Source organism: Gilliamella sp. B2911 (assembly GCF_026536965.1).
Classification (GTDB): Bacteria; Pseudomonadota; Gammaproteobacteria; order Enterobacterales; family Orbaceae; genus Gilliamella; species Gilliamella apicola_E.
In genome coordinates, this window is record NZ_JAFNNA010000002.1 from 25,895 (window position 1) to 41,735 (window position 15,841).

19 protein-coding genes are annotated in these 15,841 nt (G+C 34.8%); 9 read left to right on the forward strand and 10 right to left on the reverse strand.

Going from position 1 to position 15,841, the window contains the following annotated elements:
* Positions 1 to 96: 96 nt before the first annotated feature.
* From J3U27_RS02110 to J3U27_RS02145, 8 genes are all read right to left on the reverse strand, one after another.
* Positions 97 to 1,341 (reverse strand): zinc-binding dehydrogenase, encoded by a 1,245-nt coding sequence (locus tag J3U27_RS02110; protein WP_065561988.1) that lies wholly within the window; start codon positions 1,339 to 1,341, stop codon positions 97 to 99.
* A gap of 157 nt (positions 1,342 to 1,498) precedes the next feature.
* Complete coding sequence (locus J3U27_RS02115) at positions 1,499 to 2,335, reverse strand: mannose/fructose/sorbose PTS transporter subunit IID (RefSeq protein WP_065561989.1); 837 nt, start codon at positions 2,333 to 2,335, stop codon at positions 1,499 to 1,501.
* A 17-nt stretch (positions 2,336 to 2,352) separates the two neighbouring features.
* Positions 2,353 to 3,159 carry a PTS mannose/fructose/sorbose transporter subunit IIC gene (locus J3U27_RS02120; RefSeq protein WP_065561990.1) on the reverse strand — a complete coding sequence of 269 codons (807 nt, stop codon included), beginning with the start codon at positions 3,157 to 3,159 and terminating at the stop codon, positions 2,353 to 2,355.
* Between the two features lie 24 nt (positions 3,160 to 3,183).
* Entirely contained in the window at positions 3,184 to 3,678 is a 495-nt protein-coding gene (locus tag J3U27_RS02125; RefSeq protein ID WP_065561991.1) for a PTS system mannose/fructose/N-acetylgalactosamine-transporter subunit IIB, read from the reverse strand.
* Positions 3,679 to 4,098: a PTS sugar transporter subunit IIA gene (locus J3U27_RS02130; RefSeq protein WP_065561992.1), complete on the reverse strand. Its 420-nt coding sequence runs from the start codon at positions 4,096 to 4,098 to the stop codon at positions 3,679 to 3,681.
* A 214-nt stretch (positions 4,099 to 4,312) separates the two neighbouring features.
* Positions 4,313 to 4,990, reverse strand: a complete 678-nt coding sequence (gene mutH / locus J3U27_RS02135) for a DNA mismatch repair endonuclease MutH (RefSeq protein WP_176701504.1) — start codon at positions 4,988 to 4,990, stop codon at positions 4,313 to 4,315.
* Between the two features lie 69 nt (positions 4,991 to 5,059).
* A complete protein-coding gene (locus tag J3U27_RS02140) occupies positions 5,060 to 5,608 on the reverse strand; it encodes an NADPH-dependent FMN reductase (RefSeq protein ID WP_065735025.1) in 549 nt (182 codons plus the stop codon).
* Positions 5,609 to 5,687: 79 nt separating this feature from the next.
* Positions 5,688 to 6,284 (reverse strand): Dps family protein, encoded by a 597-nt coding sequence (locus tag J3U27_RS02145; RefSeq protein ID WP_081299444.1) that lies wholly within the window; start codon positions 6,282 to 6,284, stop codon positions 5,688 to 5,690.
* A 268-nt stretch (positions 6,285 to 6,552) separates the two neighbouring features.
* Between J3U27_RS02145 and srlA the strand changes: the two genes are divergently transcribed.
* The 6 genes from srlA to srlR all read left to right on the forward strand — a co-directional run bounded on the left by srlA (position 6,553) and on the right by srlR (position 10,700).
* Positions 6,553 to 7,101 carry a glucitol/sorbitol-specific PTS transporter subunit IIC gene (srlA, locus tag J3U27_RS02150; protein ID WP_065561995.1) on the forward strand — a complete coding sequence of 183 codons (549 nt, stop codon included), beginning with the start codon at positions 6,553 to 6,555 and terminating at the stop codon, positions 7,099 to 7,101.
* A gap of 31 nt (positions 7,102 to 7,132) precedes the next feature.
* Positions 7,133 to 8,122 (forward strand): PTS glucitol/sorbitol transporter subunit IIB, encoded by a 990-nt coding sequence (locus tag J3U27_RS02155; protein ID WP_065561996.1) that lies wholly within the window; start codon positions 7,133 to 7,135, stop codon positions 8,120 to 8,122.
* A gap of 95 nt (positions 8,123 to 8,217) precedes the next feature.
* On the forward strand, positions 8,218 to 8,586 hold the full coding sequence (locus tag J3U27_RS02160; RefSeq protein ID WP_267330941.1) for a PTS glucitol/sorbitol transporter subunit IIA: 369 nt from the start codon (positions 8,218 to 8,220) through the stop codon (positions 8,584 to 8,586).
* Positions 8,587 to 8,596: 10 nt separating this feature from the next.
* Entirely contained in the window at positions 8,597 to 9,376 is a 780-nt protein-coding gene (gene srlD, locus J3U27_RS02165; RefSeq protein ID WP_065561998.1) for a sorbitol-6-phosphate dehydrogenase, read from the forward strand.
* 75 nt (positions 9,377 to 9,451) lie between these two features.
* Positions 9,452 to 9,820 (forward strand): transcriptional regulator GutM, encoded by a 369-nt coding sequence (locus tag J3U27_RS02170; protein ID WP_267354139.1) that lies wholly within the window; start codon positions 9,452 to 9,454, stop codon positions 9,818 to 9,820.
* Between the two features lie 100 nt (positions 9,821 to 9,920).
* The gene (gene srlR, locus J3U27_RS02175; RefSeq protein WP_065562000.1) at positions 9,921 to 10,700 is read left to right on the forward strand and encodes a glucitol operon DNA-binding transcriptional repressor SrlR; all 780 of its coding nucleotides are present in this window, start codon (positions 9,921 to 9,923) and stop codon (positions 10,698 to 10,700) included.
* Between the two features lie 178 nt (positions 10,701 to 10,878).
* Here the strand turns inward: srlR and serA are convergent, their stop codons facing one another.
* Together serA and rpiA are read right to left on the reverse strand one after the other, a co-directional pair.
* Positions 10,879 to 12,120: a phosphoglycerate dehydrogenase gene (gene serA / locus J3U27_RS02180; RefSeq protein WP_065562001.1), complete on the reverse strand. Its 1,242-nt coding sequence runs from the start codon at positions 12,118 to 12,120 to the stop codon at positions 10,879 to 10,881.
* A gap of 69 nt (positions 12,121 to 12,189) precedes the next feature.
* Positions 12,190 to 12,849 (reverse strand): ribose-5-phosphate isomerase RpiA, encoded by a 660-nt coding sequence (gene rpiA, locus J3U27_RS02185; RefSeq protein WP_065562002.1) that lies wholly within the window; start codon positions 12,847 to 12,849, stop codon positions 12,190 to 12,192.
* A gap of 208 nt (positions 12,850 to 13,057) precedes the next feature.
* Between rpiA and J3U27_RS02190 the strand changes: the two genes are divergently transcribed.
* The 3 genes from J3U27_RS02190 to J3U27_RS02200 all read left to right on the forward strand — a co-directional run bounded on the left by J3U27_RS02190 (position 13,058) and on the right by J3U27_RS02200 (position 15,700).
* Positions 13,058 to 13,963 (forward strand): LysR family transcriptional regulator ArgP, encoded by a 906-nt coding sequence (locus J3U27_RS02190; RefSeq protein ID WP_065562003.1) that lies wholly within the window; start codon positions 13,058 to 13,060, stop codon positions 13,961 to 13,963.
* Between the two features lie 76 nt (positions 13,964 to 14,039).
* Positions 14,040 to 15,110, forward strand: a complete 1,071-nt coding sequence (hemE, locus tag J3U27_RS02195) for a uroporphyrinogen decarboxylase (protein WP_065562004.1) — start codon at positions 14,040 to 14,042, stop codon at positions 15,108 to 15,110.
* On the forward strand, positions 15,107 to 15,700 hold the full coding sequence (locus tag J3U27_RS02200) for a YjaG family protein (protein WP_267339221.1): 594 nt from the start codon (positions 15,107 to 15,109) through the stop codon (positions 15,698 to 15,700). Before hemE ends, J3U27_RS02200 begins: the two co-directional genes overlap by 4 nt.
* The last annotated feature ends 141 nt before the right edge of the window (positions 15,701 to 15,841 follow it).

Genomic DNA, 15,841 nt, shown 5'->3' on the forward strand with positions numbered 1-15,841 from the left:
GTTATCTTATTATCTTTAGTTATTAAAAAACTCCATATTTTTATTCAAATCAAGATGTCACAAATAAATGTCATCTTGATTTGAATAGAGTATAAATCAAGAATCAATATCAGGAAAATAATTTAAAACATAATCTTCAGCTTCTTTTGACCAAATACCATTATTTTTAGAGAGTATTTTTTGTAAAGTAATATCATCCGCATTTTTATCTAATGATTCTATGCATTTAAGATCAAACTTTTTATGGGTATAAACTAATTTTTTTCCACCTTTAATCTGATCCTGTATTTGAGTGACTTTACTTGCTTGGTCTATACCCATAATGTGAGTTACGATTTTTGCCACATCTACCGAACCTGATTCGATTAGTTTCACCGCTTCTCGCATATCATTAGTATTACCGCCTGAAGTGCCAACGATATGGGTAAAGTTATAATGGACATCGTAAAAGTTAATTTCAGCCGAAAAGTTTTTATCTTGGGGTCCAGCAAAAAAGTTAAGGCAACCGTCAATCGCTAATAGTTGAGAGGCGAGTTGAATTAACTCTTGAGAGGGTAAGAAAACAAAAACATCATCAAAACTTCCTGTGGTGGATTTATCTTTTAATAATTTCGCTTGATCATCGACATTAGAAATATCCACAAATTCTAATTCAATACCATTACGAGATTGATAAAGGGTTTTTAGATGTTCTATTTTCTCTTTGCTACGACCAGTTACGACAACCTTTTTAGGTGCGATGGGTCCCCCTAATGCATAATCTATTGCTAGCATACCCATAGGGCCCGTACCACCTAAAATAATCAGATTACCATTAGGCTTAATGCCCATAATATGTTCATAACTATTTGGCTTTAAATGAAAATTGGCATTGAATGCCCCAATGATACACGACAATGGTTCAATTAACGCACCTTCGAAATAAGTTTGTCCATCATAAGGAATCAAACAGTCTTGTTTTAGTACATCATGGTTAATTATCATGTAAGTTGCACAACCACCAGTATAAGGATAAGAATAACCTACGCAATATGGGCTATCAGAAAGTTGTAAATTGGCCTGAACGACATATTTTTGTCCTGGTTTGAATTTATGTTGCCATTTTTTACCCACTTGTATAATTTCACCGCAGCATTCGTGCCCAATAATAATGGGATTATTTTTTAAGTCGGGTGGCGTTTTCTTATGATTTTCACCTTGATTGACTAATTTTAATGAAGACATACACATACTATCTACAATGACTGTAACTAGAATTTCATCATCAGTAATTTCAGGAAGTTGAAATGACTCCAATCGCAAATCATTTTTTCCATACAGTCTAACTGCTTGAGTTTTCATATATTCCTCTAATTCTCTAATTTGGTTAAATTTATTTAGGAAAAGGTTTAAAGCGTTTTTATTTCAAAAAATCAAATTACTATTAATAAAGTTCTCGGTAATAGCTTTAAACCTTTTTATTCATTTTCAACGGTCAATTTTTTATTTCTTTAACGCTTTAACCTTTAGCAAGAATACCTAAACCATAGCCAATAATACCTACCGCAAATAATGCAAAGATTAAAATTATTGGACTGACTTTTTTCCTTAACAATTTCATCATCAAAAGTGTTAACGCTAATGGCAATAATCCTGGTACAAGGTCATTGAGAATGCCTTGTACTGTCATAATGACCTCTTCTCCATTCATGCCGGTCGTTTGGGATACAATAAGTGGGACATTTATGGAGGTCCATTTTGTGACTAAGACACCCATGATAAATAGGCCTAAAATTGTTGCGCCTTCTGTTAATTTTGGAAGAATATTACCTGAAAGATCTTTAACAATTCCGATTCCTTTAGATAATCCATACGTTAATCCATACCATTTCATGGCAAGTCGAATTAAGTTAAATAAGATAAAAAACAGTAATGGCCCAGCTATATTTCCGGTTAGTGCTAGTGATGCCCCAAGCGCTGCAGTTATTGGACGTAAGGTTCCCCATACTAATGGATCACCCACTCCCGCTAACGGTCCCATTAAACCAACTTTTAAACTGTTAATTGTGCCATCAGAGATATCAGCACCATTTGCTCTAGCTTCTTCCATTGCCATGGTAACGCCTATAACGGGTCCACACATTGCTGGAGTCGTATTGAAAAACGTTAGATGTCTTTTTAATGCTTCACGTTGCTCCTCTTTGGTTTTGTATACTCGTTTGATTGTAGGAATCATATCCACACAGAAAGCTAAGGCATGAATTCGTTCATAGTTGAAAGATGCTTGTTGAAAATTAGATCGAATAAATGTACTAACAATATCTTTCTTTTGAATGGTATTTAACATTTCTTTCATAATAGAATCCTTATTTATTAATCGTCTAACTCGTCATCAGCAATGATTGAATTTGCCACAATACTTTTTTCGCTATTTTTAGTCGTGTTAAACTTTGAATTTAATTGGACATAAATGGTGGCAAAAATAACGCCTAAAATACCGAATGAGAGTAAACTGAAGTTTAAGTAACCTCCAAGAACAAAGCCTAAATAGAAGAAAGGTGCTAAATATTTAACCATCATCATGTTTAATACCATTGCATAACCAACTACCACAATAAATCCACCCGCAACAGCAAGACCACCAGTAACAATATCTGGCAACATGCTTAATAAGGTGTTAACGGTATTGGCATCAACATAAATGGCGACCAATGTTGCCGGTATTGCTACTCGTAAAGCTTGTACAAAAAGCGCGCTATAATGTAAAAGTTCTATTTTTTTGAATTGAACTTTTTCTGCGGCATTATCAGCTTCATGTTGGAAGACAACCGTGATTGTTCTTGCAAATACCGTTAGAACTTGACCCGCTGCTGCAACGGGGAGGGCGATTGCGATTCCAGTTTGAATATCTTGTTTACCTACTACAACTAATATCGCGGATATAACACTAGCCAGTGCTGAATCAGGTGATTGTGCCGCACCAATATTCATCCAGCCTAATGCAATCAATTCAAGCGTACCACCTAAAATGATACCTGTTTTTATATCACCTAATATTAAGCCTATGACGGTACAGGCAATTAATGGGCGATGAGTTTGAAACTCATCAAGCACACTTCCCATACCTGCTATACAAGAGAAGATGAATATTAATACAATTTGAAATAATGAAATTTCCATTTTTTGCCTCCTTGTTTATTCCTATTAATTAATAGGGAATTCTTGTTCAAGTAGCTTGATAAAATCGACGTTGGGATCGGTAATTACCACTTTTAAGCAAAGATCAACTCCCATCTCATGCATCTTTCTAAATGCCGATACATCGTTTTCATCCACTGACACCGCTTTAGTAATCTGCTTTTTACCTGCTTTGAAAGACATACCACCAATATTGATACTCTTAATTGGTACACCTTGTTCGATTAATCGCAGAATATCGGTTGGATTGGTAAAAAGATAAAACACGGTATCGTTTTCATATTTTGGGTTTTTATAAACCGCTGCCGCTTTTTCAATACTCACAACAGAAACTTTAATTCCAGGAGGTGCAGCTTGTTTAACTAATGTGGCTCGGATTTCGTCATTAGCAACTTCATCACTAACAACAATGATTCTTTCTGCTTTTGCTTCTTTGGTCCAAACTGTTGTGACTTGACCATGTATTAAACGGTCATCAATGCGTACTAAATTTATAATCATTTAAAGTTCCTCTTCTTCAGCGATATTTTTAGCTATTTTTTTGAAAGATTTGATGAAATCGGATTTCATGTCATTAAGTTGTTCAAAAGTTTCTTCAAGGCTAATTGAGGAGTAATCAAGATGTAATAACGCTAAACAAAGTGGTAAAGATAAACCACTGATGACTTCGATGTTTTCTGATTGCATTGCCAACATTGCCGCTGCGTTATAAGGGCTACCTGAAAAAATATCAGTAATAATGATGAATGGTTGCTCAGTTGATTGATTAATAATTTTTAGATATTTGTCTTTTAATGTCTCAATACCATCACCTAACTGAAAAGTGATAGCCCGTACATTTGGATACTCACCAGCTATCATTTCAATGCTATTTTTCATTTCCACGGCAATGTTTCCATGACCCGCTAATATAAAGTTCATCTCACACCTCTTTCACAAATTCTCTTGTTGCTTCACAAATGTTTAAATGAATTTATATGCACAAATGCTCAAAGTAAATCACTAATGTGCAAAAATGTGACGTAGATTTGATTTTCTTGCAAAATAAAAGAAATGGTTTTTTTCTTAACGAAAAAAGGAGTATTTTGTAAGGCTAAAAAAATAAGGGTGATTGAAATTAAATGATCATTTCTTCTTAACTTAAATGATCAATGGAATTCTGTAGGATTTGTGAAGTAAATGACTTTTTAAGATAGAACCCTCTTGGGCGAGTTAAAATAATCTCGCCATTTTCACCAATGGCTTCAGTTAAAGCTTTTCCATTGGCAGCTTTAGGTCTGATCTGTAAATAGGTGCCATAACGCGCGGTGATTTTTTCAACTTGACCAAGAGCTATCATATCCATTAATTCTTGCCAATCTTGTTTAAGTTGTTGCTCTTGTTCTAAAGTTGGTGTCCAAAGTATTGGTTTTCCAACTTTTCTTTCTGCAAGAGGTATACTTCTTTCCCCTTCAATCGGGATCCAAAGTACTTTGCTAAGCTTGTATTTAACATGGCTGGTTTCCCAAATCACACCGTGATTTGCCATTAAAGGAATAACACTAACAAAGGTAGTTTCTAATGGTTTACCTTCTTTATTGACTGGAATTGTTTTTAGTTCAATGCCTAAATTAGAAAAGTCTTGTTCTGCTTTACTGCCGGCATTCGCACCAAGATAAGTTTCAATCAGATTGCCTACCCATCCTTTTTGTTTATTAAGATTAGCAGGGATAGGAATATTGACATATTGAGCTATCTCAGCAAAGCTATAGCCAGCGGCCATTTCTGCTCGATTCAATAACTCTTGTTCATTAGAAGGATAAAAGTTTAGCATCTGTTTCGAATAAATTTAATAATATCCACAATCAATTATATTGGTTGTGGATATTAAAATAAATCATTATTAACTTAGCTGTTCAACCCATTTAGCATAACTTTCAATGATTGATGAAAGAAAAGACTTGGTTTTTTCGTTAATATTGCCACTTTCATCAAAAGCTGTACCAATATTACCGATATAAGCTTCCGGTTGTTGTAGGGTAGGCATATCAAGAAAAACTAAAGATTGTCGTAAATGATGATTTGCACCAAAGCCACCAATAGCGCCTTGTGATACAGAGACCACAGCAGCTGGTTTTTTAGACCAAACACTTTTACCATAAGGGCGTGATCCAACATCAAGTGCATTTTTTATGACAGCGGGTAATCCGCGATTGTATTCTGGTGTAACAAAAATCACACCATCACAATTGGCAATTTCTTGGCGAAAACGATTATAGGATTGTGGCGGTGTATCAGTATCAATATCTTCGTTATATAAAGGTAAATCACCGATTTGGATGATATTTAGTGAAAGTGATGATGGCGCAATTTGTTGAAAAACTTTGGCTACTTTTAAGTTATAGGAATCTTTACGTAAACTACCAACAAGTACTGCAATTTTTTTACTCATTTTTGGTTCCTCTTAAATTGAAAATAAGAGACACCATGAGTGTCTCTTATTTATGATAATTACAGAACTTCACAGAGCTTTAGTGTCCTGATGAGTCCATTCTACGACCTGTTTCAAATAGGAACCATGCGCGTCTTTCAGTTTGATCAATCCACTCTTCAATTAAACTAGCTGTTGCGGTATCGTTATATTTGTCACAGATATCATGTGCTACGCGCATACGTTCTGTAAGTTTGATGTTATCTTGACAAAGTTCAGCAAGCATATCTGATGGTTCAACAAAATCAGCATTGTTGTCTGAAATACTTTGTAATTTAGAAATATGACCAATTGAACGTAAAGTCGTTCCACCTAATTTACGTACACGTTCAGCAATTGGATCTGTCATTGCAAATAGTTCTTCACCATGGTCATCTAACATTAAATGATAATCACGGAAATGTGGACCGCTGACATGCCAGTGGAAGTTTTTAGTTTTTAAATATAGAGCAAACACATCTGCTAATACAGAGTTCATTGCGCCAGAAATATCTTTTGAAGCTTTTTGGCCTAAATCAGTTGGAAATAAAATTGCAGATTGCTGTAATCTTTTGGCAGAACTTACATTTTTTAAAACTTTTGGAGCTGTTGATGATTTCGAAGCCGTTGTGCTTTTTTTAGTAGTACTTTTAGCCATGTAATATTCTCCTATAGGTGAATTAAATGATTATTTAACAAACACCAAATTACGCCAACTCTTTATTAAAGTCCAATCAAAATGAGCTATTTTTAACTATTACTGCTATATCAACTATCTATGAATGATTAATTACCCTATTTTTTTCTATTGTTTAAAATATTTCTTTCAAAATAAAAGAAAATGTTTCAAATTGTGATCCAGTTAAAGTTTTTTTGATTTCATAATTGTTAATATTTCTTTGCAATTTAAATCAATAGGAGAAAATATGATTGATACAATTTCATTTGGAGCCGAGTGGTTTATCGGTTTATTCCAAGAAGGCGGTAAAGTGTTAGTCGGGATGGTCACCTCGATTTTACCTTTATTAATTTCATTGTTAGTAGTTATGAATGCGGTCATTAAATTTATTGGGCAAGATCGTATTGAACGTTTAGCTCAAGCTTGTGCGGGTAACCCTGTTTCACGTTATTTATTACTTCCTTTAATTGGTACATTTGTATTTTGTAATCCGATGACACTAAGCTTAGGTCGCTTTATGCCAGAGTTTTACAAACCTAGCTATTATGCAGCATCCTCTTATAGCTGCCACTCAATGAATGGTTTATTTCCACATGTAAATCCTGGCGAACTTTTTGTTTATTTAGGGGTTGCTGCTGGATTAACTACATTAAATTTACCATTAGGTCCATTAGCTGTTAGTTATTTCCTTGTCGGTTTAGTTACTAACTTCTTTAGAGGTTGGATTACTGACTTTTGTACAGCCATTTTTGAGAAAAAAATGGGAATTAAACTAGATAGAAAAGTTCATTTATAACAATTATCTATCACGATATAAGGAAAATAAAATGGCTAAATATATTCATATTGAAAAAGGTGAAGCAGGTTGGGGTGGTCCATTAGAGCTTCCAATCGTTGCTGGTAAAAAAATTGTTTACATTGCAGCTGGTACTAGACCAGCAATAGTCGATACTTTAGTTGAATTAACTGGTTGGGAAGCAATTGATGGTTTTAAAGAAGGTGAACCACCAAAAGACGAAATAGGCGTTGCTGTAATTGACTGTGGTGGTACTCTCCGTTGTGGTATTTATCCAAAAAATCGAATACCAACTATCAACATCCACGCAACTGGTAAATCAGGACCACTTGCACAATATATTGTCGAAGACATTTATGTTTCTGCTGTTAAGCCAAATAATATCAAACTAATTGAAAAAGAGGGTGATGTTGTAGGAGAAACAGCTCAAGCAAATACTAAAGCGTCAGAATTTAAAGATTATGACAGTAGTAAAAAAATCACTGAGCAAAGTGATGGCTTATTAGCCAAAATTGGTATCGGTATGGGGTCTGGTGTAGCAGTTTTTTTCCAAGCTGGCCGAGATACTATTGATACTGTTCTCAAAACGATTTTACCTTTCATGGCATTTGTTTCAGCCTTAATCGGGATCATTATTGCATCTGGATTAGGTGACTTCATTGCCCATGGATTAGTCCCTTTAGCAGATAATCCACTTGGTTTAGTGATATTAGCATTAATTTGTTCTTTCCCATTACTTTCACCGTTCTTAGGTCCTGGCGCGGTAATCGCGCAAGTTATCGGTACATTAGTTGGTGTACAAATTGGGTTAGGTAATATTCCACCTCATTTAGCACTACCAGCATTGTTTGCCATAAATGCTCAAGCTGCATGTGACTTTATCCCTGTCGGTTTATCACTAGCAGAAGCAAAACAAGATACTGTTCGTGTAGGTGTTCCTTCGGTTCTAGTAAGTCGATTTTTAACTGGTGCACCAACCGTATTAATCGCTTGGGCAGTGTCATTATTTATCTATCAATAGACATATTTAAGTATTTAGGGATGAACATCATCCCTCTTTAGCAAACAGTGAAATTTGAAAATTTCGCTTCAACTAAAAATTAAAGAAGGTTAACGATGTCGAATGTTATCTATCAATCAAAAATTAATCAAATTGGTGAGTTTGCCCCAGATGCATTGGCTGATGGCATGCTAATACTATTTAAAAATGGCGCGCCATCAGACTTAGCTGATTACTGTTTTGTACATAGTCATGATGATTTAAAACAAGATCTACAAGTAGGGCAAGTATTTCAAATTGGCAAATATACTTTTCAAATTACCTCCGTTGGCGATGTTGCTAGCACTAATTTTCGTGAATTAGGGCATATCACATTAAGGTTTGACGGTAGTAGCCAAGCAGAATTACCGGGAACTATCCATGTAAAAGGTGACATTCCAAATCAACTTTTTGTGGGTGATGAAATTAAAATTTTAACTAATTAAGGAACAAAGAATGAAAAAAGTTGCAGTTGTTGTAGGTGGAGGACAAACTTTAGGTGAGTTTTTATGTAAAGGGATTGCTGATGCTGGTTATAATGTAGCTGTTGCTGATTTAAATATTGAAAATGCAAATAAAGTAGCAGATGCTATCAATCAGAAACATGGAGCCGGTACCGCAAAAGGCTTTGGTGTTGATGCAACAAATGAAGAGAGTGTGATTAAACTTGCACAAGATGTTGATAATACATTTAACCGAGCTGATTTAATGGTTTATAGTGCAGGTGTTGCTAAAGCAGCTCCTATTACAAACTTTGCTTTAAGCGATTTTCAATTATCAGTAAATGTTAATCTTACTGGTTACTTTCTGTGTGCTCGCGAGTTTGCTAAATTAATGCTCAAACATAAAACGGCTGGACGAATTATTCAAATAAATTCAAAATCAGGTAAAGTTGGTAGTAAACATAATTCTGGTTATAGTGCTGCTAAATTTGGTGGTGTTGGTTTAACTCAATCATTAGCACTTGATCTTGCAGATTATGGTATTACTGTAAATTCATTAATGTTAGGTAATTTATTAAAATCACCAATGTTCCAATCATTAATTCCTCAATACGCTAAAAAATTAGGTATTCCAGAAAACGAAGTTGAGCAAGTTTATATTGATAAGGTGCCACTTAAACGTGGTTGTGATTATCAAGATGTGCTTAATGTCTTATTATTTTATGCAAGTGATAAGGCTTCATATTGTACTGGACAATCAATTAATATTACTGGTGGCCAAGTAATGTTCTAATTAAAATTAAAGTGCGAAAGTGTTTGTTATCACTTTCGCATTTTTATTTAGCCTAAATTATTAATGGAGATAGCCATGAACATGACGACAACTTTAATTATTTTTGCGCTTATGGCTTGGTGTGTCCAAATCATATTTAGTTGGTTGCAAATTCGCCGATTTAATCAAACCTTTTTAGCGATGAAAAAAGGGCGATATTTGGGGGTTGGTCGTAGTCAAACTAAATGGTTTAAGCCAAGAGTCTTAATTGCTATCTCATTAGATGAAAACCAAAATGTAATTGATTCAGTAAAAATGAAGGGCATTACAGTATTTGCATTACCTAAGGCTATTCCTCAATTACATGGACTTAATGCAAAAGAGATTATACCTGAAACGATTTACCCAAATGATCCTGCTTCGCGAAGTGCATTATCAGTTGCGTTAACCGCGAGCAATAAATAGTATTTAACTTTTATTTTGAAAAGTATTTTCTTTTATATTGAAGTATACTATCTTGCAAAGTAAATGATCTTATTTACTGTGAAAATAATGGAATCTTGGCATGAAAGTTAAACAAAGGCAAACCGCAATTTTAGAATATTTACAAAATCATGGACAGGTTAGTGTAGATGAATTAGTCGCACATTTTCGGACTACTGGAACCACTATAAGGAAAGATCTTACTCAACTTAATGAGAGTGGATTAGTTTTAAGGACTTATGGTGGAGCAATGCTAAATCGAGAAATCGGTGACAGAGCTATTGATCATAAAACCTACATTAATACTGCTGCTAAAAAAGCGATTGCTCAAGAAGCCGCTAAATTGATCCATGAAGGTGATTCAATTATTTTCGATGCAGGCAGTACTGTCGCACAGATGATTCCAATGTTAGCCCAGTTTAATAATTTAACTATTATGACCAATAGTTTACATATGGTTAATGAACTGGTAGCTAATGATAACGATCAAACCATTATTTTAACAGGTGGCACTTTTCGCCGAAAATCAGCTTCCTTCCATAGTAATCATGCATCAGCAATTGCGGCCTTTGAATCTTATACTTTTGATAAATTATTTATGGGTGCTGATGGTGTTGATGTAGTTGGTGGTGTGACAACATTCAACGAAAGCTATCATGGTAGTGTGGCGATGAGTAAAGCCGCTGCAAAATTGATTTTACTCGTTGACTCAACCAAATTTGGGCGACGTAGCCCAAATGTCGTTTGTGATATAGAATCAGTTGATACGATTATTACAGACAATAATTTAGATGATAAATATTACGACGCATTAATTCAAAAAGGTATTAAAGTTATAAAAGTAAAACCTTTAGATAAGTAAAAAGACATTAAAATATAAAAAAAGTTGAGGAACGGGGTTTTTGACGTTAATAATAGTGGTAATTTTATTAAAATTGGTTTGATATTAACGATCTATCTGAAACACTCGAATAATTTCTAAACCTAATATTATGCGTTCGGACATGGAAATAATTGCCCGAACGCCTTAGCAAAGTGGATTAGAACAATAATCTTGCTCGAATTGTACCAGCGACATTTTTTAGTTTAACTAATAACTCTTCTGCTTTATTTTGTTCTACTCTATCAATATCAATCACAACATAACCAATTTTAGAATCAGTCTGTAAATACTGAGCTGAAATGTTTAGACCTTGTTCTGCAAATAGCGTATTTATTGCAGTCAACACGCCGGGTTGATTGTGATGAATATTAATAAATCGACTAGATCCTTTTGCCGGAATCGGTAATGATGCTTCAGGGAAGTTAACCGCTGAAAGTGTTGCGCCTGTATCTGAATATTTTGCCAACTTGGTTGCAACTTCAATACCGATATTTTCTTGAGCTTCAGTAGTTGAACCGCCGATATGTGGGGTAATAATGACATTATCAAATTTACACAGTGGTGATTCGAATGGATCGCTATTAGTTGCCGGTTCACTAGGGAAAACGTCAATAGCTGCTCCACTAAGTTTATTGTTTTCCAACGCTTGAGTTAAGGCTTCAATATCAATCACACTACCGCGAGAGGCATTAATCAATATAGAGCCTGATTTCATCATGTCGATTTCTGATTTGCCAATCATTTTAATTGTGGTTGAGTTTTCTGGAACATGCATACTTACAATATCACTCATGGCAAGTAATTCTTTCATGGATGAAATTTGTTTGGCATTGCCTAATGGTAATTTAGTTTCGATATCATAAAAATAAACATTCATGCCTAATGATTCAGCCAATACGCTTAATTGACTACCGATATGGCCATAACCAATGATACCTAAATTTTTACCACGCGCTTCATGAGAACCTGTGGCTAATTTATTCCATTTCCCCTGGTGAGCTTTGGCATTAGCTTCAGGTACTCGGCGAAGTAATAAAATCGCTTCAGCCAATACTAGCTCTGCAACAGAACGCGTATTAGAAAACGGTGCATTGAAAACAGGAATTCCTTTAACGGTTGCTGCATCAAGTTCAACTTGATTGGTTCCAATACAGAAACAACCAATTCCTGCAAGTTTTGGGGCTGCATCGATTATATCTTTTGTTAAATGTGTTCTTGAGCGAATACCAATAAATCTTGCATCTTTAATTGCCGCTTCAAGTTCGGATTTGGATAGCGCACCTTTATGATATTCAATGTTGTTAAAGCCTGCCGATTTAAGTGTTTCAATCGCGCTAGGGTGGACACCTTCAAGTAATAGAAACTTGTTTTCATCTTTGGTTAACGCTTGAACAACCATTTCTTCCTCTCTATCTTTAATATTTAAAACAATTTGTCATGCAAAGTTATCAATTAAAAAAGTCATTTATTATTTTTTTATTTCTTTCACACCAGAACTCGTGCCTACTAAAGCGATATCCGCGCCTTTATTAGCGAATAACCCTACTGTGACTACACCGGCGATACTATTAATCCTATCTTCTAATTCCATTGGTTTTGCAATTACAAGGTCGTGAACATCTAAAATAACATTGCCATTGTCAGTAACCACTCCTTGACGATAGATAGGTTTGCCGCCAAGTTTGAATAATTCTCGAGCAACATAAGAACGGGCCATCGGAATGACTTCTACTGGAAGTGGAAATTTCCCGAGAACATCGACCACTTTTGACTCATCAACGATACAGATAAATTGTTTTGCCAGAGCCGATACTATTTTTTCACGTGTTAACGCGGCTCCTCCGCCTTTAATCATTTGCATATTATGATTAATTTCATCTGCTCCATCGACATAAATATCTAAGCTATCAACGTCATTACAGTCTAAAACTGGAATACCATAGCTTTTTAATTTTTGGGTTGACGCTTCTGAACTAGAGACAGTTCCTTTTATCTGATCTTTTATTGTTGCAAGAGCATCAATAAAGTGAGCCGCAGTAGAACCTGTGCCTACGCCTACTAATGAATCTGGTTTAACAAATTTAAGGGCTGACCAACCTACTGCTTTTTTTAGTTCATCTTGTGTCATGATATCACCGTGTGTAAATATAATTTTGATCAAAAAATTAAAATTTTAAAAGCAAAATTGTTTAAGATATGGCATAGTACCCAATTGGGAAGCAAAAATCATTAGTATTTTAAGAAAATCTATAAGGTTTTAGATCTATTTCAAATTTTTTGCAAAATTAAAATAGCTTGAATGACCAAGCGAAGATCAAATCATTAGTAAAGAGATTATGAAGCGTCCAGATTATAGAGCATTACAAGCATTAGATGCAGTGATAAAAGAACGAGGATTTGAACGAGCAGCTGACAAATTGTGTATTACGCAACCAGCAGTATCGCAACGCATTAAGCAATTAGAAAGCTTTTTTGGTCAGCAACTATTAGTAAGAACGATTCCTCCAAAAGCGACTAAACAAGGTGAACATCTTTTAGGATTATTGCATCAAGTTGAATTATTAGAACAACAATGGTTAGGTGACAATGAGCAAAATACTACGCCATTGTCATTATCAATTGCAATTAATGCTGACTCTTTAGCAACTTGGTTTTTACCCGCTTTAAAACCAGTTTTAGATAAAAATATTTTACGCTTTGATATTCAAGTCAAAGATGAAGAGCATACGTTAGAACTTCTACGCTTAGGTACTGTCGTTGCTGCAATTAGCATTCAACCCAATCCTTTACCGGGATGTTTATCTGATTTATTAGGTGCATTGGATTATATTTTTGTTGCTTCTCCTGAGTTTGCTAAAAAATACTTTCCTAATGGTGTTACTCGTTCATCGCTTTTAAAAGCGCCTGCAGTGGCATTTGACCATTTGGATGATATGCACCAAGCCTTTTTGCAAGAAAATTTTAATCTTACACCAGGTAGTGTTATTTGTCATATTACTAGTTCATCTGAAGCTTTTGTCCAATTGGCTAAACAAGGTTCTGCATGTTGTATGATACCAATGTTACAAGTTGAACAAGAGTTAAAAAATGGTGAATTGGTTAATTTAACGGAAGGCTTATTTCAAAGACGTATGCTGTATTGGCATCGCTTTGCTCCAGAAAGTAGCGTGATGCAAAATATTTCTGAAACATTGATTTGTTACGCTCAACGTATATTGTCGCAGCCTCAAGATCGGAAATAATTGTCAAATTAGCTATTTTGAGCTAAATGTAGAACTGTCCCATTTACCCTATCTCACAATTTATAGAGCTAAAAAGATGAGCCAATTGAAAAACGATCGTTATTTACGTGCATTACAATGTTTACCTGTGGATTACACGCCAATTTGGATGATGCGCCAAGCCGGTCGATACTTACCTGAATATCGGCAGCTTAGGGCTAAAGCTGGTGATTTTATGACGATGTGCCAAACACCAGAACTTGCCTGTGAAGCAACTTTACAACCCATTCGGCGATTTGATCTTGATGCTGCCATTATTTTTTCAGATATTTTAACCATTCCCGATGCAATGGGACTTGGTTTATATTTTGAAACAGGCGAAGGGCCTAAATTTAAAAAAACGATTTCTTGTTTAGATGATATTGCACAATTGCCTATACCTGATCCAGGACAATCTCTCAAATATGTAATGGATGCTATTGGGTTAACGAAAAAAGAGTTAGGTGGCAAAGTTCCATTAATTGGCTTTTCTGGTAGTCCATGGACCTTGGCAACTTATATGGTTGAAGGCGGTAGTAGTAAAACCTTTACTAAAATAAAAAAGATGCTTTATTGTGAACCTAAAGCATTACATTTGCTGCTAGAAAAATTAGCTAACAGTGTAATATTGTATTTAAATGCTCAAATTGAAGCTGGCGCCCAATCGATTATGATATTTGATACTTGGGGCGGGGTGCTTAGCCATGAAAGTTATCGAGCGTTTTCTTTGCATTATATGGAACTTATCTTATCTCAACTAAAAAGGGGTAAGAAAAGCCAGAATATCACTTCTTATGTTCCTGTGACGCTATTTACAAAAGGTGGTGGTTTATGGCTCGATACTATTTCTAAATCAGGGGCTGATGCCATCGGTGTTGATTGGACAGTGGATTTGAATCAGATAGAACAAAAAGGTAAGATTGCCATACAAGGTAATTTAGATCCTTCTATATTGTATGCCAATAAGGAAACGATTGAGTCTAACGTTGAGTCAGTTCTAAGTGAATTTGGCTATCATAATGGTCATGTCTTTAATTTAGGTCATGGTATTCACCAAGATATTCCCATTGAGCATGTACAATATTTAGTTGAATCAGTACACACACGGTCAAAAAGGTTTCATTCATGATTAAAAATCCTATTCAATTAAGAATAGCAAAATTGCCAGTTTGGAAGCAGCGTTTATTTATGGTTTGTCTATGCGAACGAATGTATCCAAACTTTATTTATTATTGCAATTTACAACAAGATGAACAATCAGCAGTAGGATATAAAAAAATTCTAGATCTTATTTGGGAATCACTATTGGTTGAGAATGTGAAAATTAATTTTGATTTACAACTTGAGAAACTTGAATCGTTAATTCCAGTCATCAAGGAAGATAGCCCATATATGGTTTACCCTGCTATTGATGCTTGTCAGGCTCTTAGTGAAATTCTACACTCTTATATAAGTGGTGAAATAGATGAACACTCAGCCAAAGTTAGCTCTATTTCCGCAACTACTGTAGCTGAATTTGAAATGACAAAAGATAATATTGAACTTTCAGAAGATGAACAAGTAACTTTGCCTAGTGTAATTGATGAATTTGATTTGCAGTGGGAAATTTTTCGCTTATTAAGTGATGAAAATAATGAAATGTTAGACTTGATTAAAGGCTTGAAAATGGACATTCGGTCTGCAGAAACTAGCAATATTGGTGTTTTTTTGAGCAATTAAAGCGGTTAAAGCGTGATTTTTTTAATTTTTATTAAATTTTTCTTTAACATTAGGCAAATATAGACTACATTTAACAACAATGTAATCTAAATCACGTTTACAGAAGCAAAGTTGGGTTTTAACTTTGTTTATTAATGTTAA